Below are 23345 nucleotides of genomic sequence, written 5' to 3' on the forward strand. Positions count from 1 at the left end.
GGGTAGGGTGGTTTGTTACAGGACTGGTTTAAAATATGGGAAAAGTTGCGAATAGGCTACTTTATATCATATTCCTTTTTTAAAAGTTCTATCAGTTTGGCGTTGTACGGAACACGCTCCTGTAAGTTTTGGATATAATTATTGCTCCATCCTCTTTCCAGTTGAATTTTATTGAAGAATTCCTGCAATTTGCTCTTGTCATTGGTTACCAGCGGATAGCCGCGGTTTTCATCACCTTTTTTTAAAGTGAAGATCAGCATTTCCGTCATAAAGTCAGTAGCATCACCTGTGAATTTATTGTAAGGCCCTTCAGCTGCGTATAGTCCCCGCATTTCCTGGTCATATTTGGCAATACTGTCAGCAATATGATGGCGCTTAATAAATTGCAGCCCTCCGGAATTTTTAAGCTGCGACATTGTAGCGTCGTTACTGATAAAAGCGGAATACCAACTGACGTGTGATGAATACCGGTACAGCAGCTTCCTGTTTTTGACGATCGTCATGTCGCTGTCGGCTAATGAAAGCAAACTGTCCAATCCTTTTACCTTCTTGCGGTTATCATCTATTGTGATAGCCAAATTGATCTTATCTTTTTCCAGGTCCCTTGCCAGGCTGGCGATGTACTCAGTTTCCTTTTCCTTTTTTGTGATGTTTTCGCGCAGGCTTTCAGCAAAAAAGCCCATCAGTACCGCCAAAAAGATCATTAAACCTTCCAGCAGGTATTCCATAAAATTTTTCTTTTCTACTTTGGGGTGGTGGTGTACTTCCATGATCGACAGGGGAGTTTAGCTGACACAATAAAACTAACCAAATTCCTGAAAACAAAAAAGCATCCGTCACCGGATGCCCTTTCGATTATATGGAAAAGTATTTTATACGGAGAATGATGAACCGCAGCCGCAGGTGCTGGAGGCGTTAGGATTGTTAAAAGTGAACCCGCGGGCGTTCAGGCCATCCTGGAAATCGATCTGCATGCCTACCAAATATAAACCATGCGCCTTGTGCATAAATACCCGGATGCCTTCTATCTCGTATTCCTGGTCGCCGTCTTTCTTCTGGTCGAAACCGAGCACATAGCTCATGCCCGAGCAGCCACCGCCTTCAACACCAACGCGCAGGCCGAATTCGTCATTCAGCTCCTGCTGGTCTTTTAGTTTTTTTAGTTCCTTTACAGCGCCTTCGGTAAAGCTTACCGGAGCGGCTTCAACAGCTATACTCATCTTATTTCAAAATTAACTATACAAATATAAGGTAAATTGCAGATTTTTGTTCCCTGTCAATTATTTATGACCCTCGCCTAACACTAAAAATATGCAGATCAATACTTTCTTGCTTGATATTGTAAAATTCACCTTAGCCGGTATCGGTACGGTTTATGTCGCCTTTTACCTGCTAAAACCCTACCTCGACCGTTCGGAAAAGCTGCAATTGATGGAACTGAAAAAGTCCACCACTGCACTTACTTTGCCGCTCCGCTTCCAGGCTTACGAACGCCTGATATTGTTTGTGGAGCGGGTAAACCCTGCTAATATGCTGATAAGGCTGCATGGTACACAATATTCTGCCCACGAGCTGCATAGCCTGGTGGTAAGCGAGATACGCGAGGAGTTTCAGCATAATGTTACCCAGCAAATATATGTGAGCGAGCGTTCGTGGAACGTGATCAAGCGTGTAAAGGACGACACCATGAGCGTGGTGACCAATGCTATCAAGGCCCTGCCCGAAAATGCTACCGGGCTCGACTTAAGTAAAACTGTACTCGCCCACATGGCGTCGCTCCAGGATAACCCTTATGATATTGCCACCGCTATGATCCGTACGGATATGGAAGAGCTGATGTAATGTTGGAGATAAATTGAACATCGAAATCAATGAAATTCACCACTACATCGGGTATCGAAATAAAGGAGGTTTATACCGAACCTTCGGGCATGAATGAATTGCCGGGCGAATTCCCGTTTACCCGGGGTATTCAAAAGGACATGTACCGTGGCAGGCCATGGACCATGCGGCAATATGCCGGCTTTTCGACGGCCGAAGAATCGAATAAGCGTTATCATTACCTGTTGAGCCAGGGCACCATGGGCCTTTCTGTCGCATTCGACCTGCCGACGCAGATCGGCTATGATTCGGATAACGCCATGGCCGAAGGCGAAGTGGGTAAAGTGGGAGTAGCTATCGACTCGCTGAAAGATATCGAAGTTTTGTTCGATGGTATTCAATTGAAGGACATCACCACATCGATGACCATCAATGCTACCGCACCTATATTATTAGCCATGTATATTGCCCTGGCCAAAAAACAGGGCGCCGATCTGAGACAGCTATCGGGTACCGTACAAAACGATATATTAAAGGAGTATGCCGCCCGGGGCACTTATATTTACCCGCCCGGCCCTTCGATGCGGCTGATAACGGATGTATTTGAATACTGCAGCAGGGAAGTGCCTAAGTGGAACACCATTTCCATATCGGGCTACCACATCCGCGAAGCTGGTTCGACAGCAGTACAGGAGCTGGCCTTTACACTGGCCAATGGTAAGGCTTACCTGCAGGCGGCTATGGAAAAAGGTTTAGACATTAATGTGTTTGCAAAAAGGCTGTCTTTCTTCTTCAACTGTCACAATAATTTCTTCGAGGAAATAGCCAAGTTCAGGGCTGCGCGCAGGATGTGGGCAAATATCACCAAACAATTGGGCGCAACCGACCCGGGTGCGCAAAAATTACGGTTCCATACCCAAACAGGCGGGTCGACCTTAACGGCCCAGCAGCCGATGAATAATATAGTGAGGGTAACCACCCAGGCGCTTGCGGCTGTGCTTGGCGGAACGCAATCCCTGCATACCAATGGCTATGACGAGGCCCTGTCGCTACCCACAGAAGCCGCAGCTAAGACCGCCCTGCGGACCCAACAGATCATTGCGTTTGAAAGCGGGGCAACGGACACGGTCGATCCGCTGGCAGGTTCTTATTTTATCGAATCGCTTACCGACGAATTGGAAAAAGCCGCATACCTATATATAGATAAGATAGACGCTATGGGCGGCGCGGTGAAGGCCATAGAGCAGGATTATATTCAGCAGGAAATTGCCCGCTCGGCTTATGAATATCAAAGCGAGATAGAGAATGGAGATCGTGTCATCGTCGGCGTAAATAAATTTACGGAGACCGAAAAGCCGGTCGGGAATGTATTCAGGGTGGATGACTCGATACGCATAACCCAAAGTGAAAAGCTAAAGGCACTGAAAGCGGGGCGAAATAATAAAGCCGTGGAGGAAGCGCTCGGTAAATTGAAAGACGCGGCCGGCGGAAAGGAGAACCTGGTGCCACATATATTGACAGCGGTAGAAGCTTATGCAACGCTTGGTGAAATAGCCGACACGCTGCGAAGCGTCTTCGGTGAGTACTGACATTTCATGACAGGTTTTACCTGACAGCGCATGACAATACGCTGACAAAAACTATCGCTAAAAAATTATCCGCCGCAACTACAGAAGTTTAGGTATTAAAGCCTGCTGACACGCAGGGTTATGGCTCAACAATTGTTGATAACCTAACGTAGAAGGAACGTATATAGGATGATAGGCAGGGTGAAAAGCGGGGAAAAAATAAAAAAGCTGTGTTTCCGAAGCGTGAGAGTAATTATACCGTGTGCGTGCAAAATATAAGATTTTTATTTCGAAAATTTGCAATAACGGCGGTTAATAAATGATGAAATAATTGAATAAAAATTTCAAATTTTATTTTTTAAATAGCTTTTTTTTTGAATATTCGATGTTCCGTAGCAGCCCCATTGGAAGCTTGCCTGGGGCTTGTAAATCAAGATATTAATTGAAACTATATGGATAAAACTTGTACTACCGTTTGGAACAGCTGCCTTCAGATCATCAAAGACAACATACCGGCCCAGAGCTTTAAAACCTGGTTCGAGCCGATAAAAGCGCTGAGGATAGAAGGAAGCGTTTTGACGATACAAGTTCCGAGTTTGTTTTTCTACGAATGGCTGGAGGAACATTATGTTGGCCTTTTGCGTAAAACGATAAAGAAACAACTTGGAGATGATGGTCGCCTGGAATACAACATTGTTGTAGAACAGTCGTCCTCGAGCAAGCCATATACAACAAATATGCCCTCGAACGGGAACGGTGCCGAATCTAAAAATCAGTCGATGCCCGTGCCTATCTCCATCAATAAGGACATTAAAAATCCTTTTGTAATACCGGGCTTGAAGAAACTGAATGTAGATCCGCAACTGAACCCTCAGTACACTTTCGAAAATTTCGTAGAGGGCGATTGCAACCGTTTGGCGCGGTCGGCAGGTTATGCTGTTGCGGCCAAACCGGGGGGTACTTCATTCAACCCGCTCATGATCTACGGGGGCGTTGGTTTGGGTAAAACTCACCTGGCCCAGGCCATAGGTAACGAGATAAGGCAGAAACTACCGGATAAACTGGTATTGTACGTATCGTGCGAAAAGTTTACCCAGCAATTTGTCGACGCACTGAAACACAATAATATTAACGACTTTGTGAATTTTTACCAGGCTATCGATGTGCTGATCATGGACGATGTGCACAACTTTGCCGGCAAAGAAAAAACACAGGATTTCTTCTTCCATATATTCAACCACCTGCATCAGTCGGGCAAGCAGCTGATCATTACGTCAGATAAAGCGCCGAAGGACCTGGCCGGTTTGGAAGAACGCTTGCTATCAAGATTTAAATGGGGCCTTTCGGCCGATCTCCAGGTGCCCGACCTGGAGACGCGTATGGCTATCCTTAAAAATAAAATCTACCAGGACGGTATCGACCTGTCGAACGACGTGGTGGAATATGTTGCTCATAATATCGACAACAACGTACGCGAACTGGAAGGTGCGATGGTTTCCCTGCTGGCACAGTCGACACTGAACCGCAAGGAGATTGATTTGAACCTGGCCAAGCAGATGCTGAAGAATTTCGTGAAGAATTCTTCCAAGGAGATATCGATGGAGTACATCCAGAACCTGGTATGCGAATACTTCGAGGTGCCTATCGAAATGGTGAAATCGCAGACCCGCAAACGTGAAATAGTTCAGGCAAGGCAAATATCCATGTACCTGGCCAAAGCGCACACCAAAAGCTCACTAAAATCTATTGGCAGTTTCTTTGGGGGCCGCGACCACTCGACAGTGATCTATGCCTGCCAGACAGTTGAGGACCTGATAGATACAGATAAGAAATTTAAAGGCTACGTTGCCGATATACAGAAGAAATTAAAAATGTCGTAACCTACGACCCGCCCACAAAAGTTTGGACGCCGTTGCTTAAAAGTGATGGCGTTTTTTGTTGATTGCAAATGAGACTGTCATTTCGACGAGGTACGAGGAGAAATCTTAAACAAGCAGAGTCGTTTATTGTATAGTGTACAAGATTTCTCTCTTCGTTCGAAATGACAACGATTCAAGATTTTAAGAAATTTTTCTAAATTGAATTGAATTATCAGGCCCTTCACAATGAAAAAATTAATGACCATTTTCCTTTTCGCCATAAGTTCGCTAACCGCCTATTGCCAAAACGAAAGTGATGCAGTTAAGCGTACCATCAGCAATATGTTCGACGCCATGCGTGCAGGCGACACGGTAAATTTAAAAAACACTTTGGCCGACCGGTTCCTGATGTATCATGTTAATCCGGCAAAGGATACTACGGGCAATATTATTATTGACAGTAATGCCGAATTTTTTAAGGGAGTGGAAGCAGCCAGCGGCGGACATTGGGATGAACGGATAACCAATTACGACGACGTTAACATTGCCCATGATGTGGCTATGGTATGGGCGTCGTACAAGTTTTATATCGGCAGCAAATTCGACCACTGCGGAATAGCGATCATTCAGCTCATAAAAACCGAACGGGACTGGCGGATTGTTTCCATCTTCTCCACCACCAAGACGGGCAACTGCCCCGATTAAAGCACCCCTAATTTCATCAGTCCATAAAATAGTGCCGTGCAATGCATGGCCTGTACGATCTTGTTTTCGGCAAGGGCTTGTTTTACTTCGTCTATGGTATATTCATAAACAATGATCTCTTCCTGGTCGTCAAGCGTCTGGCCAGTTACTTTTTTGCCGCCCCGGGCAAGGTAGCTGTAAACCTGGTTATCAGCTGTTGATGGGTTGGAATAAACCGCACAAAGCGGTTCAAAATCGTCGAACTGGTAGCCCGTTTCCTCCAGCAGTTCGCGGCGCAGGGCTTGTTGCGGGTCCTCGCCTTCGTCCACTACACCGCCGGGTATCTCCAGCGAAACAATGCCAGCCGCGTGCCGGTATTGATGGATCATCAGCACTTTATTGTCCTCGGTTATAGCAACGCCGTTTACCCAGGTACCATATTCAAGTACATAATAATCTTCAACGATATGGCCGTTGGGCATCTCGCATTTATCAATGCGTAAGGTGGCCCATTTGCCTTTATGTATATATTCTGATGAGAGTTTCTTCCAGGTAAGATCGTTTGGATTCATTTATTGAATGATAGAATGACTGAATTATTGCGTTGCTAAAATACTACCAAATTTCAAAATCAGGCATTCAATAATTCAATAATTAGATCACCAGCTTCCGCTCGATCCGCCGCCGCCAAAGTCGCCGCCGCCGAAGCCGCCAAAGCCGCCGCCCCCGCTATCTCCGCCGCCTCCGCCAGAGAAACCTCCCCAGCCTCCACCTCCGCTTCCGCGACCGAGCATACTGCCGGCCAGGAACCACCAGAACGGGCTCGCTCCGCCACGGCTGTCTATGATCTGCCCGCCACCCCCGCGATTACGGAATATGATGATGAGTATAACTACCACGATAACGATTAGCGCAAGAATATTGCCGCCCTGTATACCATGCCCCTTCGCCTTTTTGGCAGCCTTATATTCGCCCTTGCTGTACTTGACCAGGTCGTCCACTGCGGCATTAAGTCCGCCGTAGTAATCGTTACTGCGGAAACGGGGCTTCATGTCGTTCTCGATGATCTCATGCGTAACCACATCGGGTACTGCGCCTTCGAGACCATAACCTACCTGTATTGACATTTTACGATCGCCCATGGCAACCAGTATCAGCACGCCGTTGTTCTTGCCTTTTTGGCCTATTTGCCAACTGCGGGCCACTTTTTGGGTATACTCGTTGATGTCGTATTCGCCTACCGATTTAATAATAAGAATGGCGATCTGCGTAGAAGTAGAATCATCGACATTAACCAGCTTGTTTTCAAGCGACTGCTTATCAGCATCCGACAGCGTGTTGGTGTAGTCGGTAACCAGCGTACTTGGTTTGTCGGGCAGTTGCTGCGCAATTACCGAAAAGGCGCAAAGCAGCAAGCTGCAAAATATAACGAGCTTTTTGAACATCTTTTTAGGTTTATTTGCCATCCATAAAGGCTATATCGTCCGGCAATTCGTTTTTACCGTCAGATTGGTGAGGGAAGAATTTTTGAAGATGCTCGCCGGAAATTTCCAACCCCGCAACAATACCCTCCACCAATTCGCCGTATCTGAAATGGTTCAGCATTTTTTCCTTCACATCGTCCCAAAAGTTTTCCGGCACCAGCTTATTAAGCCCCCTGTCGCCGATAATTGCGAACTTACGGTCGACCGTAGCCAGGTAGATCAGCACACCATTACGGAGACGCGTTTTATGCATATCCAGTTGATGGAAGTACCTTGCTGCGCGATCGAGCGGGTCCTCGCTGCATGTCTTTTCGATACAGATACGTATCTGGCCCGACGTGTTCCGCTCAGCGTCTTCGATCGCCTTACGGATACGCAGCTGCTCTTCTTCATTAAATATAGCCATGGCTTAATAATTGAATTAATGAATTATTGAATTATCGAATATAGGCCGAAAGTTTGACCTGCCCTTCAATAACTCAATAATACAATAATTAAAACTTAACAGACGGCGCTTTCTCTGAACCTGCCTCAGCCTGGAAGCTGCCTTTTGGCTGGAAGCCGGTCATGTTAGCGATAATGTTGCCCGGGAACGAACGTATTTTGGTATTATAATCCTGTACAGCATTGTTGAAATCCATACGCGATACCTTAATGCGGTTCTCGGTCCCTTCAAGCTGGGCCTGCAAAGCGCTAAAGTTGTCGTTTGCTTTTAGCTCGGGATATTTCTCCGACGCCACAAGCAGGCGGCCTAAAGCGGTGCTTAACTGCCCCTGTGCAGCCTGGAATTTTTGAATGGCGGCAGGGTCGAGTTTGGTCGGATCTACCTGGATAGAAGTGGCGCGGGCGCGGGCATTGGTTACATCAACCAAAGTGCTCTTTTCAAAATTAGCGGCGCCTTTTACGGTTTCCACCAGGTTCGGGATCAGGTCGGCACGGCGCTGGTAATCGGCCTGTACCGTTCCCCACTTAGCTTTCACTGTTTCATCAAGCGCCACCATCTTATTGTAGCTGGAAACGCCGCCACAGCCACCTATTAAAAGGATAAATAAAATTACGCCTATAACAATATACGAAGTTTTCATGTTTTTTAATTCTAATTGATTTTTCAGTTGAATTTACAACTTTGATTACAAAACCTATACCGTTGTTACAAATTCTTATTGTGTTTGCCACTCTGTCATTAAAATGGACGCCCATCAGGTCAATCAAGCGCCATAAAAGTCAGCTCTTTGACGCCCTGTTTCCATATGTCTTCGCCCAGTTGTTTGAGCAAGGGCATATCCTCGTCAAAAACCTTCGCAAAAATATTGCAGCAATCAAGTCCTTTGCCCTCGCCGTAATAAATGCCCATGCAATCAGCAGTTTTGGTACGGGCCGGTTTCATCGGCCCGTAAACTACTTCGCCGGGCTCAGTAAATACCGACGCATTTTCCTGGATGATATCCAGTTCGGGAGCGTTATCGATCCATATCTCCTGTCCCGAAACTCTTGCATGCATGAAAGTACGTGTAAATGGCAGCAGGGCAGCGAACGCACGGCAGGTTACAGGGGCATCAGCATAGAACCTGAAGCGGATGGCGTTATTGTTTGTTGTTGTTATTTGAAAGCCGGTCATAAGTTTATCAGTCGATACTTGTTTTGCACAAGCAGGGTTGCTTCAAAGTTACGCCCTGGACGCCAAAATTCATCAGGCTCCTTACAGTTGTTTCGCAAGTGTGGTGCACAACGTATGAAATCGGATTGCAACAATCCGCTCACAAAAACAATAAAGCAATCCAACAATAAAGCAATACGGCTATATTTGAAGCCGATGAAAAGACTCTTCCTATCCATACTGGCCGCCCTGCCCATACTGGCATCGGCGCAAACAAGGTCATCTGACAATTTGGTTCAATATGTGCACCCCATCATCGGTACGCAGCGCATGGGGCATGTGTTCCCGGGTGCCACGGTGCCGTTTGGGATGGTGCAGCTGAGCCCTGAAACGGATACGGTTGGTTACGAACAGGATGGCCATTACAACCCTAAAGTTTACAGCTATTGTGCCGGCTACCAGTACGATGATAAAACGATTGTCGGCTTTAGCCATACACATTTCAGCGGCACCGGCCATTCGGATCTGGGCGACTTCCTGGTTATGCCTACCGTTGGCGCACTAAAGCTGAACCCCGGCACGGCGGATAAACCCGGCAGCGGCTACCGTTCGGCTTTTTCGCATGCCAACGAGGTGAGCGAGGCAAATTACTACAAGGTGAAACTGGACGACTATAATATTTTAGCCGAAATGACCACCACCACCCGTGTGGGCTTTCATCAGTATACTTTCCCCAAATCGGATAACGCGCACATCGTGCTCGACCTGATGGCGGGCATTTATAATTACCCTGATAAAAACGTATGGACCTACGTGCGTTTCATCAACGATAGTACGCTGGTGGGCTACCGTTCCACCAATGGTTGGGCACGCACAAGGACACTATATTTCGCCCTTAAATTTTCCAAACCGTTCATCAGTCATGGTTATAAGAAATATGACAAGCGCGAAGTTTACGGCGGCTTTTGGGGACAATTTAACCGAACCCCAAATTTCCCGGAGATAGCCGGCAGGCAGATAAGGGCTTATTTCGATTTTAAAACTACGGAAGGGGAGAAGATCAAACTGAAAATGGCACTGTCGCCGGTGAGCATGGATAATGCCCTCGCCAATATGCAGGCCGAATGCCCCGGGTGGGACTTTGACAAAGTGAAAGCCGAAGGGCAGCAACAATGGGAAAAGGAACTGCATAAGATCGTTATAGACGGCAGCCAGACCGACAAGGAAAACTTTTATACCTCCATGTATCATGCCATGATAAATCCGACGATTTATATGGATGTGAACGGCGAATACGAGGGGCTTGACAAAAACGTGCACAAAGCCAGCGGATTTACCAATTACACAACCTTTTCGTTGTGGGATACACACCGCGCGCTGCATCCCCTGTTCAATATCATCGATCCGAAACGCAATGCCGATATGGTGCAAAGCATGCTGGCCCATTACCACCAGAGCCCCGAGCACATGTTGCCGGTTTGGAGCAATTCGGCCAACGAGAACTGGTGCATGAGCGGCTATCACAGTGTTTCCGTTATAGCCGATGCCGTAGTAAAGGGTAACGCACCTTTCGACGCCAACATGGCATTGGACGCCTGCGTGGCTACGGCCGATCACCGCGATTATGCCGGGATAGGTTATTATATCGACATGGGTTACATACCCGACGAAAAGAGCGGTGTTTCGGTATCGTCGACGCAGGAATATGCTTATGACGACTGGTGCATTGCCCAAATGGCGAAAAAACTTGGCCGCCAGGATGTTTATGATACCTTTATCAAAAGGTCGCAGAACTGGAAAAATGTTTACGACCCCAAAAGCGGCTTTATGCACCCGCGGCTTGCTGATGGTACTTTCCGTAAAAACTTCGACCCGTTCACCACAAATAATATGGGCTTCATCGAGGGTAACGCATGGAACTACACGCTTTACGTGCCGCACGACCCTAAGGGGCTGATACAAGTAATGGGCGGCAATAAGCGCTTTATTACTTATGTGGACAGCTTGTTCAGCTATAACCTGCCTGATAAATATTTCGCCGAAACGGAAGATATAACCAAGGATGGCATCATCGGTAATTATGTGCATGGCAACGAGCCATCGCACCACGTAGTTTACCTGTACGACTGGACCGATAAACCATGGAAGGCCCAGGAAAAGATCAGGATGATACTACCCCGTATGTACAAGCCAACACCCGACGGTTTGGGCGGCAACGACGATACCGGCCAAATGAGCGCCTGGTATATCTTCAGCTCGTTGGGCTTTTACCCCGTAGCGCCAGGCAGCGACCAGTATGCCATAGGCAGCCCGGCCGTTAACAAAGCGGTCATCAACCTGGATAACGGTAAAACATTCACCATCAACGTAAAAAACCAGGGTGAAAAGAATGTGTACGTCAGCAAGATATTATTGAACGGCAAGCCGCTGAACGGCTGGTTTATTTCTCATTCGGATATTATGAATGGGGGAGAGATGACGTTTGTGATGAGCAGTAAGCATAAGTGATTAGTGGCTGGGGATTAGCGATCAGTTGGCAGGTATTGGGCGTTCCCCTCGCTGCGCTCCGGTCGCGCTGTACATTCGTACGGCTGTAACCCTTAATCACAAATCGGTATCCATTTCCATTGCTAATACGAGCACAGCTTAATAGTTTGAACTAAGATTTGCAGGATTTAAGGATTGTAAGATTTATATTGTGCCAGCGTCAGCATTCCGGGCTTCGGCAAAAAAACAGAACATGAAAAAAAGAGCGCGGGGCAGACAGAAAAGCGGGCCAGGGTAGGCGTGAATGACGGTTTAGCTTTTGCCATGCGCGTAGCGCTACAAAACCGTAAGAACCGGCACGGCGGGCAGAAGCTTTTTTCTGTCTTGATTTTTGGTTACTTTGTATCAAGACAAAGTAACAGCCACCGCGGCAATTGAGCGGGGTAATAATTGCGTTATAGAACCAAATATTGACTATGAAAAACTACACTAAATATCTCCTTTTAACAGCAATATTATACAGCTTCGCCGCCGCTGCCCAGCAAAAACCTTTGCAGCAATTGCAGCAGCAATTTGTCGACCTCCGCTTCGGGATGTTCATCCATTTTAACATTCCAACCTATATGAACCAGGATTGGGCCGACCCGGACGCCAAACCCGCAATATTCAATCCCGCCAGCGTGGATTGCGACCAATGGGCGAAGGCGGCCAAATCGGCCAACATGACCTATGGTTGCCTGACAACCAAGCACCATAGCGGTTTTTGCATCTGGGATACCAAGACAACGGATTATAACGTCATGCACAGCCCTTATAAGAAGGACGTGGTGCGGCAATTTGTAGACGCCTTCCGTAAGAACGGGTTGAAGGTGATGTTGTATTATTCTATATTGGATACCCATCACCGGTTAAGGCCCCATAAAATAACACCGGCGCATATCAAAATGATCAAAGGGCAACTGACGGAGTTGTTGAGCAATTACGGACCGATCGAAGCCCTGATTATCGACGGCTGGGACGCGCCCTGGTCGAGGATATCGTATGACGATGTGCCGTTTGAGGAGATATATCACCTGGTTAAGAAGCTGCAGCCCAACTGTGTCATCATGGACCTGAATGGCGCCAAGTATCCTGCGCAGGGCATGTATTATACCGATATTAAAACTTATGAAATGGGCGCCGGTCAGCGGGTATCCAAAGACGGCAACACCATGCCTGCCCTGGCTTGCCTGCCGCTGCAAAAAAGCTGGTTCTGGAAAACATCATTCCCCAACGAGCCTACCAGGGACCCCGAAAAACTGGTGAACGACCTGATCAAACCCTTAAATAACGTCGATGTTAACTTCATCCTGAACGTGGCCCCCAACCGGGAGGGCCGGTTCGACGATAATGCGCTGGCGTCGTTAAAGAAGATAGGCGAACTTTGGCACAATGAAGGGCCGGAACCAACGCTGCCAAAACTGGATGCGCCGATCATATCCCACAACATCGCCAAAAACAAACCAAGCAATTCGAGCTGGGGCGATGACGATAATATTATGGACCTGGCTAATGACGATGATTTTACAACGTCGTGGGTGTCAAACACAACCGTCGACAAACCGTGGTGGGAAGTGGATTTGAGAAAAGAAACAGCATTCAATACCATCTCCATAGCCCAGGATAAACCGAACATCAGCGATTATGTGCTGGAATATTACCACGCCGGCGCATGGAAACCGGTATTCAATGGTACCAATACAAAACAGGTAAAAGTTAACCGCTTTAAAACGGTCATCGGCAGCAAAGTGCGCATACGCATTATAAAATCAGAAGGACAGCCGTCGATTGCGGAATTTGGGGTTTATAATGAAGCGGAAAGCTTAAAGCAGAAAGATTAAAGTTTTATTATGGAGCCTGGAAACGGAATTTTCGCTTTCAGCTTTTTGCCTTCAGCTTTCACCTTTTCCTACCCAAATACAAAAAGGCAATGATGCTGATCACCATTGCCGCGGTAAAGAATATGGCCACCCTCCATATGTCCATTTACGCTTGTTTTGGTTTTGGTCCCCGCCGGGCTCCTCCCAACCGGAAGGACCTTTAGCGGAGACTATATATATTGATGGGTTGATTGCAAATTCAAAATCCTCCCCTTCAGGGGTTGGGGGCTAACCTGCCAGGCAGTACCGCTCGTTACTGGTAAGCTGCATCAGCTTTTCTTTCAGGATATTGCGCGCCCGGTAAAGCGTAGTGCGCGACAGCAATTCCGTAATACCCAGCTTGGAGCCTATTTCCTGGTGCGAATAACCCTCGATTGCGTACAGGTTAAATACCGAACGGTAAACCTGTGGTAACTGCTGCACCAGTTTCATCAGGTCGTTAACCTCCAGGTTATTGGCGTTGGTGGATGCGCCCGAATCCATGTCGTTTTCGGCCATGTCCTCAACCAAAACCATCGGCTTAAGCTTACGATAGCGCGATATAGCAGTGTGCACCATAATGCGGCGTATCCAGCCTTCCAGGTTGCCCTCTCCGCGGTATTTATGCACATTGTTAAACATCTTGATAAAGCCTTCCTGCAATATATCCTGTGCCTCATCACGGTCATTAGCATAACGCATACACACGGCCAGCATTTTGGGTGCCAGTGCACGGTATAAAGCTTCCTGTTGTTTGCGGTCGTTTTGCAGGCATCCTTCCCACATCCGGCTCAAGTTGTTATCGGTATTCATGATATTGGTTATTTGATACACCTATGCCAATGTGTGTGCCATTTGACAACTGTTTGATTTTCAAATAATTAAAATTTAACTCAACTACGAAAGCGTTCGGAATCGTACAGTGGGTGAAACAAAAGCGGACGTTTTTCACCCCGCCTCACCGGCTTTTATCCGCTGGAGGTGCAGGCTTAAATAAAACCGATATTATAAAAAGTGACTTGAAGGGACGATTTCGGATGGCTAACGCAACCAGCGATACGCCAAAGAAGTATAAGTAAGCAAAATAATGTCAGCGAAGTTTTTAATTTTGTTGAGAACGATAAATCAGAAGATCACCCGGTGAATTTTACAAAAAAGCTGAGCAAAAACTGGAGAATTGCGGAGAATGCATTTTTCGTATTCGCATTCGGCTTTGTGATGTATAACCTGGCCACAACCTACTGGCATTATATCCACGGATCGGAAAAAAGCAAGGGTTTTATCAGCGCCGTCACAATGTCTATGGCAAATCACGAATATTACGTGAGCGTGGTATTCGTTATGGTCATCATAAACACTACGCTTGTATCGGGCGAAATACTGTGGTTTATAACCAGGTTGTTAAAACAGGAAAAAGGAAAGACAAAAGGCTGGGATAGATACAAGCAGGCTTTCAACGAGATGTCGGTATCTTATAAATCGTCGTTTTTGGCGATGCTTATCCACCAGCTTCTGCCAAAGCTCGTCCTGATCAACATGTTTTGGATATGGGCGCCCTATTTTCAAAAATTTGCGCTTTTTACAATTAGCTTAACGTGGTACAACTGGATATATGCCTATATATGCTGGGAGCTATCGTCGTGGATATTCCATTACAGTTGCCATCGTGTGCGTTTATTATGGTGTATACATGCACCGCATCACGCTCCGTCAAATATCAATATGGCGGTAAACTGGGTTCACTTTTTTGCTGAGGGATATTATTCATCCTTTGTTCACTTACTTATTTTGACGCTTTTGGGCGTAAATCCGCTTATGTTTATAGTGGTGATGGCTATTGACAGCGCCTGGGGCGTGTTCGTTCATGTAAGCGAAGACAGTTTAAAAAACGGGCAAATGGGCTTTTTGCAGCATTTGGTTATTACGCCGGCACATCACCGCGTACATCATGCAAAAAATCCGTTGTATATCGATACCAATTTTGCATCGGCATTGCCGATTTGGGATTGGATATTCGGGACTTTGCAGCCATTTAAAAAAGAAGTAAAAGCCGAATACGGAGTAACCCGTGAACTGGATGTCACCAACTTTACCGACCTGTATTTCGGGGAAATATACCTGCTTTGGCGCGATGTAAAAGATACCGGGGGATTAAAAAATAAGCTGTTGTATATCATCATGCCGCCGGGTTGGACACCATCTTCTACCGATAAAACAGCAGCGGCTTTACGTGAATGTTTTTTGAAGACAAACCCCGAATTGGGCCTAACCAGCAGAAATAAGGTATTAAAAATAATTAATAACGCTTTAAAAGCGGACAAACCTAAAGTGGAAGAAACAGCCCCGGTTTTCGTTCAGAACGAAGGGTAACTAACGGGAAATCAGATGGGCAACTAATCACTATTCACCAATCTCTGATCACTATTCGCTACCTTTGTCCCGTCCCGGATAAAAACCGGGCAATGTCATGATCAAAGAAACCGAAATTGTCTGCCAGCCAGAGCAGCATGAGGATGAAGCCGCTTTAAAAAAGCTTGCCGCTTCAGCCTTAAATATATCAGCCGATCAAATCACGGTTTTAAAAATTCTCAAACGTTCTATCGACGCGCGGGGTCGCAGGGTGGTTTACCGTATGCAGGTCCGGGTGTTTGTTAATGAACCTTATATCCCGGAAAACTATACCATCCAATATCCCAATGTTAAAGATGCTAAACCGGTCATTATAATTGGTGCGGGCCCGGCGGGGTTATTTGCCGCTTTGCAATGTATCGAATCGCGCTTAAAACCCATTATTTTAGAACGGGGTAAAGATGTGAAACAGCGCCGCCGCGACCTGGCTAATATCAATAAGCAGGGCGTGGTGAATCCCGAATCGAACTATTGCTTTGGCGAAGGCGGGGCAGGCACTTATTCCGACGGCAAACTTTACACCCGCTCAACCAAGCGCGGCGATGTGAACCAGGTGCTAAAAACCTTCGTGGCGCATGGCGCCGATGAAGATATATTGATAGACGCCCGCCCGCACATAGGCACCAATAAATTGCCGGGCATTATTACCGCTATACGCGAGACGATTGAGAACGCCGGGGGCGAGGTTCATTTTGATACCAAAGTAACCGGGCTGAATGTAGAGTTTGGCAAGATCAAAGGCGTAAAAACCGCTGACGGCGAAACCCGGAAAGCTGATGCGGTGATCTTAGCTACTGGTCATTCGGCACGTGATATTTTCGAAATGCTGCACCGTCAGGATATATTGATCGAAGCTAAACCTTTTGCGCTGGGTGTGCGAATCGAACATCCGCAGGAAATTATTGATAAGGCCCAGTATCATTGCGAAAGCCGGGGCGAATACCTGCCGCCATCCTATTATAGTTTGGTAGAACAGGTAGACGGGCGCGGGGTGTTCTCGTTTTGTATGTGCCCGGGTGGTATTATTGCACCCTGTGCCACTGAAGATAAGGAGATCGTAGTGAACGGTTGGAGTCCCTCGAAACGCAATAACCCTTATGCTAATTCGGGTACCGTGGTGCAGATCAATATGGAAGATGTAAAAGGGGGCAATAACGACCCGCTTAAGCTGCTGCGTTTTCAGCAAGAAGCAGAGCACCTGGCATTTACCGCGGGTGGCGGAAAGCTGGTTGCCCCGGCACAAAGAATGGTGGATTTTGTGCAAGGGCGAATTTCTGCCGATCTGCCAAAAAACTCGTACCTGCCCGGCACAAAAAGTATAAATTTGGATGATGTTTTGCCGGAATGGATAGCGGGGCGGTTACGAAAGGCTTTGCCGGTTTTCGGGCAAAAGATGAAGGGCTATTATACCAATGAAGCGATACTGGTTGGGGTTGAATCGCGCACCTCATCGCCGGTTAAGATACCGAGGGATAAAGAAACGTTGCAGCATCCGCAGGTACAGGGCCTGTTTCCCTGCGGGGAAGGCGCCGGTTATGCCGGTGGCATTATCTCAGCAGCGATAGACGGGGTGAATTGTGCGGTGGCAACGGCGAAGATATTGGCATAGCAGTGCCGGCCTGCCGGTCGGCAGGGATACCGGCCTCGCGATTAAGGCCGGGGCAGTATAAGCGGATAGGCCGACCAGAAGGGATACATCCGAATAATTAAATAAAAGCGCTCTGTGTTCCTTTGTGTAATTCTCGGTGTTCTTTGCGGTTAAATAACTACAGAGGGCACGAAGCTTTTCACGGAGAGACACAGAGTTGAAATGATAGAGAAATGACAACATCCGAAAAATTAAACCACGAACTTCAAAACGTCCTTTCCGGCGACCCATGGTATGGCAATTCTGTTTATAGCATTATCGAACAGGTTAGCTTCGAGGCCGCATTTGAGAAAGCACCAGGTGCGGCGCATACCATTGCCGAAATTGTATTGCACATGCTCAGTTGGACAGAAGAAGTGCTCGACCGCCTGAATGGCAAAGAAGCCAGCCAGCCTCTGAGCGGCGACTGGCCCGATACCGGTGCGCCTGACGAACAAAAATGGCACAATTATGTTAATGATTTGAAGCTGGTGAACGTAAATTTGTCGGGCCTTATTCAGAATTTCCCCGAAGAAAAATGGGAGGAACTGATGAATGAGAATCGCGAGCCCGGCCTGGGTACAGGTGTAACCAACGAAGAACTGGTGAACGGTTTGATACAACACCACGTATACCATTCGGGACAAATTGCATTATTAAGCAGGATTACACAGATTTATGAATAGATGATTACACCGATTTTGATTAACGATTACTCCGGCTATCGGTTGAATCACAAAATAATCGGTGAAATCATACAATAATCGGTGGAATCAAAATAGAAATATGGATAACAAGAAAACATTGGTATTGGGTGCGACACCTACCGAGGGACGTTACGCAAACCTGGCCGCCAACCGGCTGGTGCGCAGCGGGCACAGCATAGTGAATGTAGGGGTGCGAACAGGCGAGGTGGCGGGTGTGCCTATTGAAAAGCCGGAAACCATTCACCGCGATATTGATACCATTACCTTATATGTAGGTCCGCAAAACCAAAAGGGGCTTTACAATTATATTTTGGAAACTAATCCCAAACGCATCATTTTTAACCCCGGTACCGAAAATTCCGAATTGCGCCGCATGGCTACAGAAAAAGGCATTGAAACAGAATATGCCTGTACGCTGGTATTGTTGTCGATAGGGCAGTATTAAGGTTAGTGACTTTTGACTAGTTAACTAGCCTGGTAAAATTCGGTTTCGTTATATTTGGATAATGAAAATCTTAACCTACTGCATTATTCCGGTAATATTGCTGTTCTTGTTGTCGATCAAAATTCAAGCCCAGGCAGTAAAACCGACGGATAATGCAGCTTTATTCCTCAAAAAAAGGACAGACAGTATTTCAAATTACATCCTAAAACACAATAAGCGACTTATCATATTTGCCAAAATACCAAATAAAAAAAATCCTGTGAGGGTAATAGGTGATAAGTGGCCGGATGATGCTGAGTATTCATATAATATATTAAAAGACAGTGCAGGAAGGGTAATTTTCATAGCGGAGATGCCTTATAGTGAAAGTGGAGATTGGTACATTGAATACCGGCATTATTTTGATAATTCTGGCAATACCGTAGCCTTTAAGCGTATAACAAATGTTTTTGATAATGATGTTAAGGATGGCGTAATCTATGAGACACTTACTAACTACTATTTGCCTAATCTTAAACTGAAAGATAAGATTTACACTTTAACAAGTAAAGACGGAAAAAATATAAAGAACAATGGGCATGTAGATGTCTATCATTATCCCTATCATATATACAAGAACGCAAACGAGTGTCTGGAAGCTTATCATATTGTTCTAAATAAATAGAAAGCTTTCGGTTTTTAGCCTTCTGCTTTAGAAAATATCCTAATCTCCTTCGGATAATAATTATTAATTCGATTGGGCAATAGTTTCGCCCAGCCCAAAGGATGGCCGTCGTAAGTCATCAGACTCCAGCCTTTATCGTTTATAATCAGATCAGTGATATTATCCCGCCGCAGGTACTGGATAGCCTGCTCTTTAGTTAGTTCAGTTTGCAGAGATTGGTTTTTGTTTATTATGAGGCTCAGGGCCAGTTCATGGTCTGGTATTAGATCGCGCCCGGCCAGTTTGCCAATACGTACCCCCGATTTTTTGAGATACAGAAATTGGGATAAGGTAGCCAGGCTTTCCTTATGCACTTTATCTATGGCCAGCCAGTCTTCGTTTACCTTAAAGTAATAATGGTTATCAGCGTCATTAAGATAAGGCTTTACCAGGTCGGCTTCTTTGTAGTTGGCCTTTTGCTGCTCCTTGTATTTGGTGTTGGGCATTTCGCCTGTATTCTCCTTTTTTCGCAGGCAGGCGGCAAACAGGCCTTCGCCCTTTACTTTGCCAGGATAAAATCGGTAGCCCCATGCTTGGTGCGCGTCCGACCGGCTCTCCACGATACCCCATTCGGATTGTATGGGTATTTGAATACTCTCCAGCTCAAACGTATCACAAAGCCAATCCAATATATTCTCATTTTCTGCTACCGAATAAGAGCAGGTACTATATATAAGGTAACCATCTTCTTTTAAGGCTGGGTAAACATCGGCCAGGATACGTTCCTGGCGCTGCTGACACAGGTTAACATTCGCTTTGCTCCATTCGTTCATCGCATCCGGGTCCTTGCGGAACATGCCTGAGCCCGAACAAGGCGCATCAACCAATATTATATCGAAGAACCCTTTCAATCGGCTAAAATCTTTCGGGTCGTTATTGGTAACGATGGTATTGGATGGCCCCCAGCGCGTCAGGTTATCTGTAAGCACCGGCACGCGTGTTTTGATGATCTCGTTGGCAACTAATAGGTCATTGCTTTTTAAGGCCGAACTGATCAGCGTGCTTTTGCCCCCGGGCGCTGCGCAAAGGTCGAGCGCTTTAGCAGGCTCATCACCTTTTATATGATTAAGAATATGCCCTATGAACATGGACGATGCTTCCTGTACATAATAACACCCGGCGTGAAATAAGGGATCGAATGTAAAAGAAGGGCGGCTATCCAGGTAGTAGCCTTCGCCGCACCAGGGAACGTGGTTGCCGGTGGGAGGGGGTATTTTCTTAAACGGATTGAGCCGGATGGAGGTTGGCGCGTCCGCAGATTGGTGCGCTTCGATAAAATTTTCGCGGTCAAAACCAGGCGATCCGGATAATTGTGAAAGAAAATTTGGCGGAAATCCGGGAGCGTTCATATTCGTTTTCAAAGATACGAAACAGCGGGTTGTGATAAATTGGTTTTCGGTGATAATTCATACTGCTTAGTTTACAACAGGTTAAACATTAATTTAACATTTCTTTTGGCAGGTCGCGGGATTCTCCTTACATTTGTCTCCCCTTCCACAAAAAGGGTTGTTTTTTGAAAGATTCGGAGTAAAGAAAATATATTTGAAAAAAGTGAAAATAGCACTTGACACGTATACTAAATTATTCCCATCTTTGCAGCCGCTTCGGTAACGAGGCAAATAGCTAAAAAATTTAAATCCTGCGGGATTTTAAATAAAAGTTCACTGCGACAGTGAACGATAAAAGTTCTTTAAGAAACTGAGATAATCAACAGCGCAGCGGGGCTGATTGAAGAGGAGTCGTAAGTCGGGAGTCTTAAGTCGTAAGATTTGAGGTGAATGATTGGGCTGCAGGCCTTAGTTGAGAAACGGAGGTTAGTGGTAAAGACGAGAATAGATCAGCACTGTCAATTTAAGAAGGATAGGAAGACTGTAAAGAATACAAAGGTGAAAGGTGAAAAGTGAATGGTGAATGCAAATTCACTATTGACCACAGCCCGATCACCGAACAAGAACAGATTTCTATTAATGAGTAATAGAGTCTGGATACAAACAAAACATTATACAATGGAGAGTTTGATCCTGGCTCAGGATGAACGCTAGCGGCAGGCCTAATACATGCAAGTCGGACGGGATAGGAGAGCTTGCTTTCCTTGAGAGTGGCGCACGGGTGCGTAACACGTATGTAACCTACCTTTGTCAGGGGGATAGCCTCTCGAAAGAGAGATTAAGCCCGCATAAAATCACAGAACAGCATTGTTTAATGATCAAATATTTATAGGACAGAGATGGGCATGCGGAACATTAGCTAGTTGGTAAGGTAACGGCTTACCAAGGCAACGATGTTTAGGGGATCTGAGAGGATGACCCCCCACACTGGTACTGAGACACGGACCAGACTCCTACGGGAGGCAGCAGTAAGGAATATTGGTCAATGGGCGGAAGCCTGAACCAGCCATGCCGCGTGCAGGAAGACGGCCCTACGGGTTGTAAACTGCTTTTATACTGGAATAAACCCACCTACGTGTAGGTGGCTGAATGTACAGTAAGAATAAGGATCGGCTAACTCCGTGCCAGCAGCCGCGGTAATACGGAGGATCCAAGCGTTATCCGGATTTATTGGGTTTAAAGGGTGCGTAGGCGGCTTTTTAAGTCAGGGGTGAAAGACGGTAGCTTAACTATCGCAGTGCCCTTGATACTGAAGAGCTTGAATGTACTAGAGGTAGGCGGAATGTGACAAGTAGCGGTGAAATGCATAGATATGTCACAGAACACCAATTGCGAAGGCAGCTTACTATGGTATGATTGACGCTGAGGCACGAAAGCGTGGGGATCAAACAGGATTAGATACCCTGGTAGTCCACGCCCTAAACGATGAACACTCGATGTTGGCGATATACGGTCAGCGTCAAAGCGAAAGCGTTAAGTGTTCCACCTGGGGAGTACGCCCGCAAGGGTGAAACTCAAAGGAATTGACGGGGGCCCGCACAAGCGGAGGAGCATGTGGTTTAATTCGATGATACGCGAGGAACCTTACCCGGGCTTGAAAGTTAGTGAATGAGGCAGAGACGCCTCAGTCCTTCGGGACACGAAACTAGGTGCTGCATGGCTGTCGTCAGCTCGTGCCGTGAGGTGTTGGGTTAAGTCCCGCAACGAGCGCAACCCCTATGTTTAGTTGCCAGCATGTAAAGGTGGGGACTCTAAACAGACTGCCTACGCAAGTAGAGAGGAAGGAGGGGACGACGTCAAGTCATCATGGCCCTTACGTCCGGGGCTACACACGTGCTACAATGGCCGGTACAGAGGGCAGCGACCTGGCAACAGGAAGCCAATCTCAAAAAGCCGGTCACAGTTCGGATCGGGGTCTGCAACTCGACCCCGTGAAGTTGGATTCGCTAGTAATCGCAGATCAGCAATGCTGCGGTGAATACGTTCCCGGGCCTTGTACACACCGCCCGTCAAGCCATGGAAGCTGGGGGTGCCTGAAGCCGGTAACCGCAAGGAGCCGTCTAGGGTAAAACCGGTAACTGGGGCTAAGTCGTAACAAGGTAGCCGTACCGGAAGGTGTGGCTGGAATACCTCCTTTCTGGAGCAGTATTTCCGAAGAGTTGAAAGGCAGAAAGGTAAAAGGCGAAAGGTAGTATGTCGCAAGGCATTCACCATTCACTATTGACCATTGACCATTCACTCACCTTATAAAGCGATAGTAAAACTGCTGCGCTTGATTATTTCATATATTATTAAATAGATGTGAGAAATTAGATATGAGACATGAGACAGGATGCAAATCAGACTCAGGACTCAAATCTCAAGACTCAGATCTAAAAAAAGGAAACCCAGGAAGATGAAGCCATCAGGGTGGGGCCTGACCTGAGGGGGAGGGACACTTAGAGTGGCAGTAGCAGTAGCAGCAGCAGTAGGCAGAAAAGTCCTGCAACTGCAACTGGAGACTGCAACTAATAAAGAGTCCCGTAGCTCAGTTTGGTTAGAGCACTACACTGATAATGTAGGGGTCAGCAGTTCAAATCTGCTCGGGACTACATTTGGAGCAGAAAGCAAAAAGCCGAAAGCATCAGGATGAAAGGGAGAAGGAAAAAAGCTTTAAGCTTTGGACTTT

20 protein-coding genes, 1 tRNA gene and 1 rRNA gene are annotated in these 23345 nt (G+C 46.6%); 13 read left to right on the forward strand and 9 right to left on the reverse strand.

Features of this window, described 5'->3' with window-relative positions; translation table 11 throughout:
- Positions 1-56 precede the first annotated feature (56 nt).
- Positions 57-770: a hypothetical protein gene (locus FRZ54_RS09125; RefSeq protein WP_147031318.1), complete on the reverse strand. Its 714-nt coding sequence runs from the start codon at positions 768-770 to the stop codon at positions 57-59.
- A 102-nt stretch (positions 771-872) separates the two neighbouring features.
- Complete coding sequence (locus tag FRZ54_RS09130; RefSeq protein WP_147031319.1) at positions 873-1220, reverse strand: HesB/IscA family protein; 348 nt, start codon at positions 1218-1220, stop codon at positions 873-875.
- 91 nt (positions 1221-1311) lie between these two features.
- Between FRZ54_RS09130 and FRZ54_RS09135 the strand changes: the two genes are divergently transcribed.
- The 4 genes from FRZ54_RS09135 (at position 1312) to FRZ54_RS09150 (ending at position 5953) form a co-directional block, all read left to right on the forward strand.
- Complete coding sequence (locus FRZ54_RS09135; RefSeq protein WP_147031320.1) at positions 1312-1842, forward strand: DUF7935 family protein; 531 nt, start codon at positions 1312-1314, stop codon at positions 1840-1842.
- Positions 1843-1871: 29 nt separating this feature from the next.
- Positions 1872-3410 carry an acyl-CoA mutase large subunit family protein gene (locus FRZ54_RS09140; protein WP_147031321.1) on the forward strand — a complete coding sequence of 513 codons (1539 nt, stop codon included), beginning with the start codon at positions 1872-1874 and terminating at the stop codon, positions 3408-3410.
- Between the two features lie 431 nt (positions 3411-3841).
- The gene (gene dnaA / locus FRZ54_RS09145) at positions 3842-5269 is read left to right on the forward strand and encodes a chromosomal replication initiator protein DnaA (protein WP_147031322.1); all 1428 of its coding nucleotides are present in this window, start codon (positions 3842-3844) and stop codon (positions 5267-5269) included.
- 225 nt (positions 5270-5494) lie between these two features.
- Positions 5495-5953 carry a nuclear transport factor 2 family protein gene (locus tag FRZ54_RS09150; protein ID WP_147031323.1) on the forward strand — a complete coding sequence of 153 codons (459 nt, stop codon included), beginning with the start codon at positions 5495-5497 and terminating at the stop codon, positions 5951-5953.
- On the opposite strand, the gene FRZ54_RS09155 is transcribed toward FRZ54_RS09150, so the two are convergent.
- The 5 genes from FRZ54_RS09155 to FRZ54_RS09175 all read right to left on the reverse strand — a co-directional run bounded on the left by FRZ54_RS09155 (position 5950) and on the right by FRZ54_RS09175 (position 9034).
- A complete protein-coding gene (locus FRZ54_RS09155; RefSeq protein WP_147031324.1) occupies positions 5950-6504 on the reverse strand; it encodes an NUDIX hydrolase in 555 nt (184 codons plus the stop codon). The genes FRZ54_RS09150 and FRZ54_RS09155 overlap by 4 nt on opposite strands.
- A gap of 87 nt (positions 6505-6591) precedes the next feature.
- The gene (locus tag FRZ54_RS09160) at positions 6592-7377 is read right to left on the reverse strand and encodes a TPM domain-containing protein (protein ID WP_147031325.1); all 786 of its coding nucleotides are present in this window, start codon (positions 7375-7377) and stop codon (positions 6592-6594) included.
- 10 nt (positions 7378-7387) lie between these two features.
- Positions 7388-7822, reverse strand: coding sequence for a TPM domain-containing protein (locus tag FRZ54_RS09165; RefSeq protein WP_147031326.1), 435 nt, complete (start codon positions 7820-7822; stop codon positions 7388-7390).
- Positions 7823-7910: 88 nt separating this feature from the next.
- A complete protein-coding gene (locus tag FRZ54_RS09170) occupies positions 7911-8501 on the reverse strand; it encodes a LemA family protein (protein WP_147031327.1) in 591 nt (196 codons plus the stop codon).
- Positions 8502-8620: 119 nt separating this feature from the next.
- A complete protein-coding gene (locus FRZ54_RS09175; RefSeq protein WP_147031328.1) occupies positions 8621-9034 on the reverse strand; it encodes a DUF3830 family protein in 414 nt (137 codons plus the stop codon).
- A 195-nt stretch (positions 9035-9229) separates the two neighbouring features.
- Here FRZ54_RS09175 and FRZ54_RS09180 point away from each other — a divergent pair, with 195 nt between their 5' ends.
- Both FRZ54_RS09180 and FRZ54_RS09185 read left to right on the forward strand, forming a co-directional pair.
- Positions 9230-11521 carry a GH92 family glycosyl hydrolase gene (locus FRZ54_RS09180; RefSeq protein WP_147031329.1) on the forward strand — a complete coding sequence of 764 codons (2292 nt, stop codon included), beginning with the start codon at positions 9230-9232 and terminating at the stop codon, positions 11519-11521.
- Positions 11522-11976: 455 nt separating this feature from the next.
- Positions 11977-13380: an alpha-L-fucosidase gene (locus FRZ54_RS09185; RefSeq protein WP_147031330.1), complete on the forward strand. Its 1404-nt coding sequence runs from the start codon at positions 11977-11979 to the stop codon at positions 13378-13380.
- Between the two features lie 267 nt (positions 13381-13647).
- Here the strand turns inward: FRZ54_RS09185 and FRZ54_RS09190 are convergent, their stop codons facing one another.
- Complete coding sequence (locus FRZ54_RS09190; protein WP_147031331.1) at positions 13648-14211, reverse strand: RNA polymerase sigma factor; 564 nt, start codon at positions 14209-14211, stop codon at positions 13648-13650.
- Between the two features lie 327 nt (positions 14212-14538).
- Between FRZ54_RS09190 and FRZ54_RS09195 the strand changes: the two genes are divergently transcribed.
- From FRZ54_RS09195 to FRZ54_RS09215, 5 genes are all read left to right on the forward strand, one after another.
- Positions 14539-15768: a sterol desaturase family protein gene (locus tag FRZ54_RS09195; protein ID WP_147031332.1), complete on the forward strand. Its 1230-nt coding sequence runs from the start codon at positions 14539-14541 to the stop codon at positions 15766-15768.
- Positions 15769-15865: 97 nt separating this feature from the next.
- Positions 15866-17416, forward strand: a complete 1551-nt coding sequence (locus FRZ54_RS09200; RefSeq protein ID WP_147031333.1) for an NAD(P)/FAD-dependent oxidoreductase — start codon at positions 15866-15868, stop codon at positions 17414-17416.
- Positions 17417-17628: 212 nt separating this feature from the next.
- Complete coding sequence (locus FRZ54_RS09205) at positions 17629-18120, forward strand: DinB family protein (RefSeq protein WP_147031334.1); 492 nt, start codon at positions 17629-17631, stop codon at positions 18118-18120.
- A gap of 100 nt (positions 18121-18220) precedes the next feature.
- Entirely contained in the window at positions 18221-18586 is a 366-nt protein-coding gene (locus FRZ54_RS09210) for a CoA-binding protein (RefSeq protein ID WP_147031335.1), read from the forward strand.
- 61 nt (positions 18587-18647) lie between these two features.
- Positions 18648-19250 (forward strand): calponin homology domain-containing protein, encoded by a 603-nt coding sequence (locus FRZ54_RS09215; RefSeq protein WP_147031336.1) that lies wholly within the window; start codon positions 18648-18650, stop codon positions 19248-19250.
- 14 nt (positions 19251-19264) lie between these two features.
- Here the strand turns inward: FRZ54_RS09215 and FRZ54_RS09220 are convergent, their stop codons facing one another.
- On the reverse strand, positions 19265-20638 hold the full coding sequence (locus tag FRZ54_RS09220) for a methyltransferase RsmF C-terminal domain-like protein (protein WP_147031337.1): 1374 nt from the start codon (positions 20636-20638) through the stop codon (positions 19265-19267).
- Positions 20639-21292: 654 nt separating this feature from the next.
- Here FRZ54_RS09220 and FRZ54_RS09225 point away from each other — a divergent pair.
- A 16S ribosomal RNA gene (locus tag FRZ54_RS09225) occupies positions 21293-22814 on the forward strand.
- Positions 22815-23193: 379 nt separating this feature from the next.
- Positions 23194-23268 (forward strand) — tRNA-Ile (locus FRZ54_RS09230).
- The last annotated feature ends 77 nt before the right edge of the window (positions 23269-23345 follow it).

Source organism: Mucilaginibacter ginsenosidivorans (assembly GCF_007971025.1).
GTDB lineage: Bacteria > Bacteroidota > Bacteroidia > Sphingobacteriales > Sphingobacteriaceae > Mucilaginibacter > Mucilaginibacter ginsenosidivorans.

What these genes read in the sequence shown, in the direction of transcription:
- FRZ54_RS09125 (WP_147031318.1), bottom strand. Translation starts at nt 770, where the DNA reads ATGGAAGTACACCACCACCCCAAAGTAGAAAAGAAAAATTTTATGGAA.
- FRZ54_RS09130 (WP_147031319.1), bottom strand. Translation starts at nt 1,220, where the DNA reads ATGAGTATAGCTGTTGAAGCCGCTCCGGTAAGCTTTACCGAAGGCGCT.
- FRZ54_RS09135 (WP_147031320.1), top strand. Translation starts at nt 1,312, where the DNA reads ATGCAGATCAATACTTTCTTGCTTGATATTGTAAAATTCACCTTAGCC.
- FRZ54_RS09140 (WP_147031321.1), top strand. Translation starts at nt 1,872, where the DNA reads ATGAAATTCACCACTACATCGGGTATCGAAATAAAGGAGGTTTATACC.
- dnaA (WP_147031322.1), top strand. Translation starts at nt 3,842, where the DNA reads ATGGATAAAACTTGTACTACCGTTTGGAACAGCTGCCTTCAGATCATC.
- FRZ54_RS09150 (WP_147031323.1), top strand. Translation starts at nt 5,495, where the DNA reads ATGAAAAAATTAATGACCATTTTCCTTTTCGCCATAAGTTCGCTAACC.
- FRZ54_RS09155 (WP_147031324.1), bottom strand. Translation starts at nt 6,504, where the DNA reads ATGAATCCAAACGATCTTACCTGGAAGAAACTCTCATCAGAATATATA.
- FRZ54_RS09160 (WP_147031325.1), bottom strand. Translation starts at nt 7,377, where the DNA reads ATGTTCAAAAAGCTCGTTATATTTTGCAGCTTGCTGCTTTGCGCCTTT.
- FRZ54_RS09165 (WP_147031326.1), bottom strand. Translation starts at nt 7,822, where the DNA reads ATGGCTATATTTAATGAAGAAGAGCAGCTGCGTATCCGTAAGGCGATC.
- FRZ54_RS09170 (WP_147031327.1), bottom strand. Translation starts at nt 8,501, where the DNA reads ATGAAAACTTCGTATATTGTTATAGGCGTAATTTTATTTATCCTTTTA.
- FRZ54_RS09175 (WP_147031328.1), bottom strand. Translation starts at nt 9,034, where the DNA reads ATGACCGGCTTTCAAATAACAACAACAAACAATAACGCCATCCGCTTC.
- FRZ54_RS09180 (WP_147031329.1), top strand. Translation starts at nt 9,230, where the DNA reads ATGAAAAGACTCTTCCTATCCATACTGGCCGCCCTGCCCATACTGGCA.
- FRZ54_RS09185 (WP_147031330.1), top strand. Translation starts at nt 11,977, where the DNA reads ATGAAAAACTACACTAAATATCTCCTTTTAACAGCAATATTATACAGC.
- FRZ54_RS09190 (WP_147031331.1), bottom strand. Translation starts at nt 14,211, where the DNA reads ATGAATACCGATAACAACTTGAGCCGGATGTGGGAAGGATGCCTGCAA.
- FRZ54_RS09200 (WP_147031333.1), top strand. Translation starts at nt 15,866, where the DNA reads ATGATCAAAGAAACCGAAATTGTCTGCCAGCCAGAGCAGCATGAGGAT.
- FRZ54_RS09205 (WP_147031334.1), top strand. Translation starts at nt 17,629, where the DNA reads ATGACAACATCCGAAAAATTAAACCACGAACTTCAAAACGTCCTTTCC.
- FRZ54_RS09210 (WP_147031335.1), top strand. Translation starts at nt 18,221, where the DNA reads ATGGATAACAAGAAAACATTGGTATTGGGTGCGACACCTACCGAGGGA.
- FRZ54_RS09215 (WP_147031336.1), top strand. Translation starts at nt 18,648, where the DNA reads ATGAAAATCTTAACCTACTGCATTATTCCGGTAATATTGCTGTTCTTG.
- FRZ54_RS09220 (WP_147031337.1), bottom strand. Translation starts at nt 20,638, where the DNA reads ATGAACGCTCCCGGATTTCCGCCAAATTTTCTTTCACAATTATCCGGA.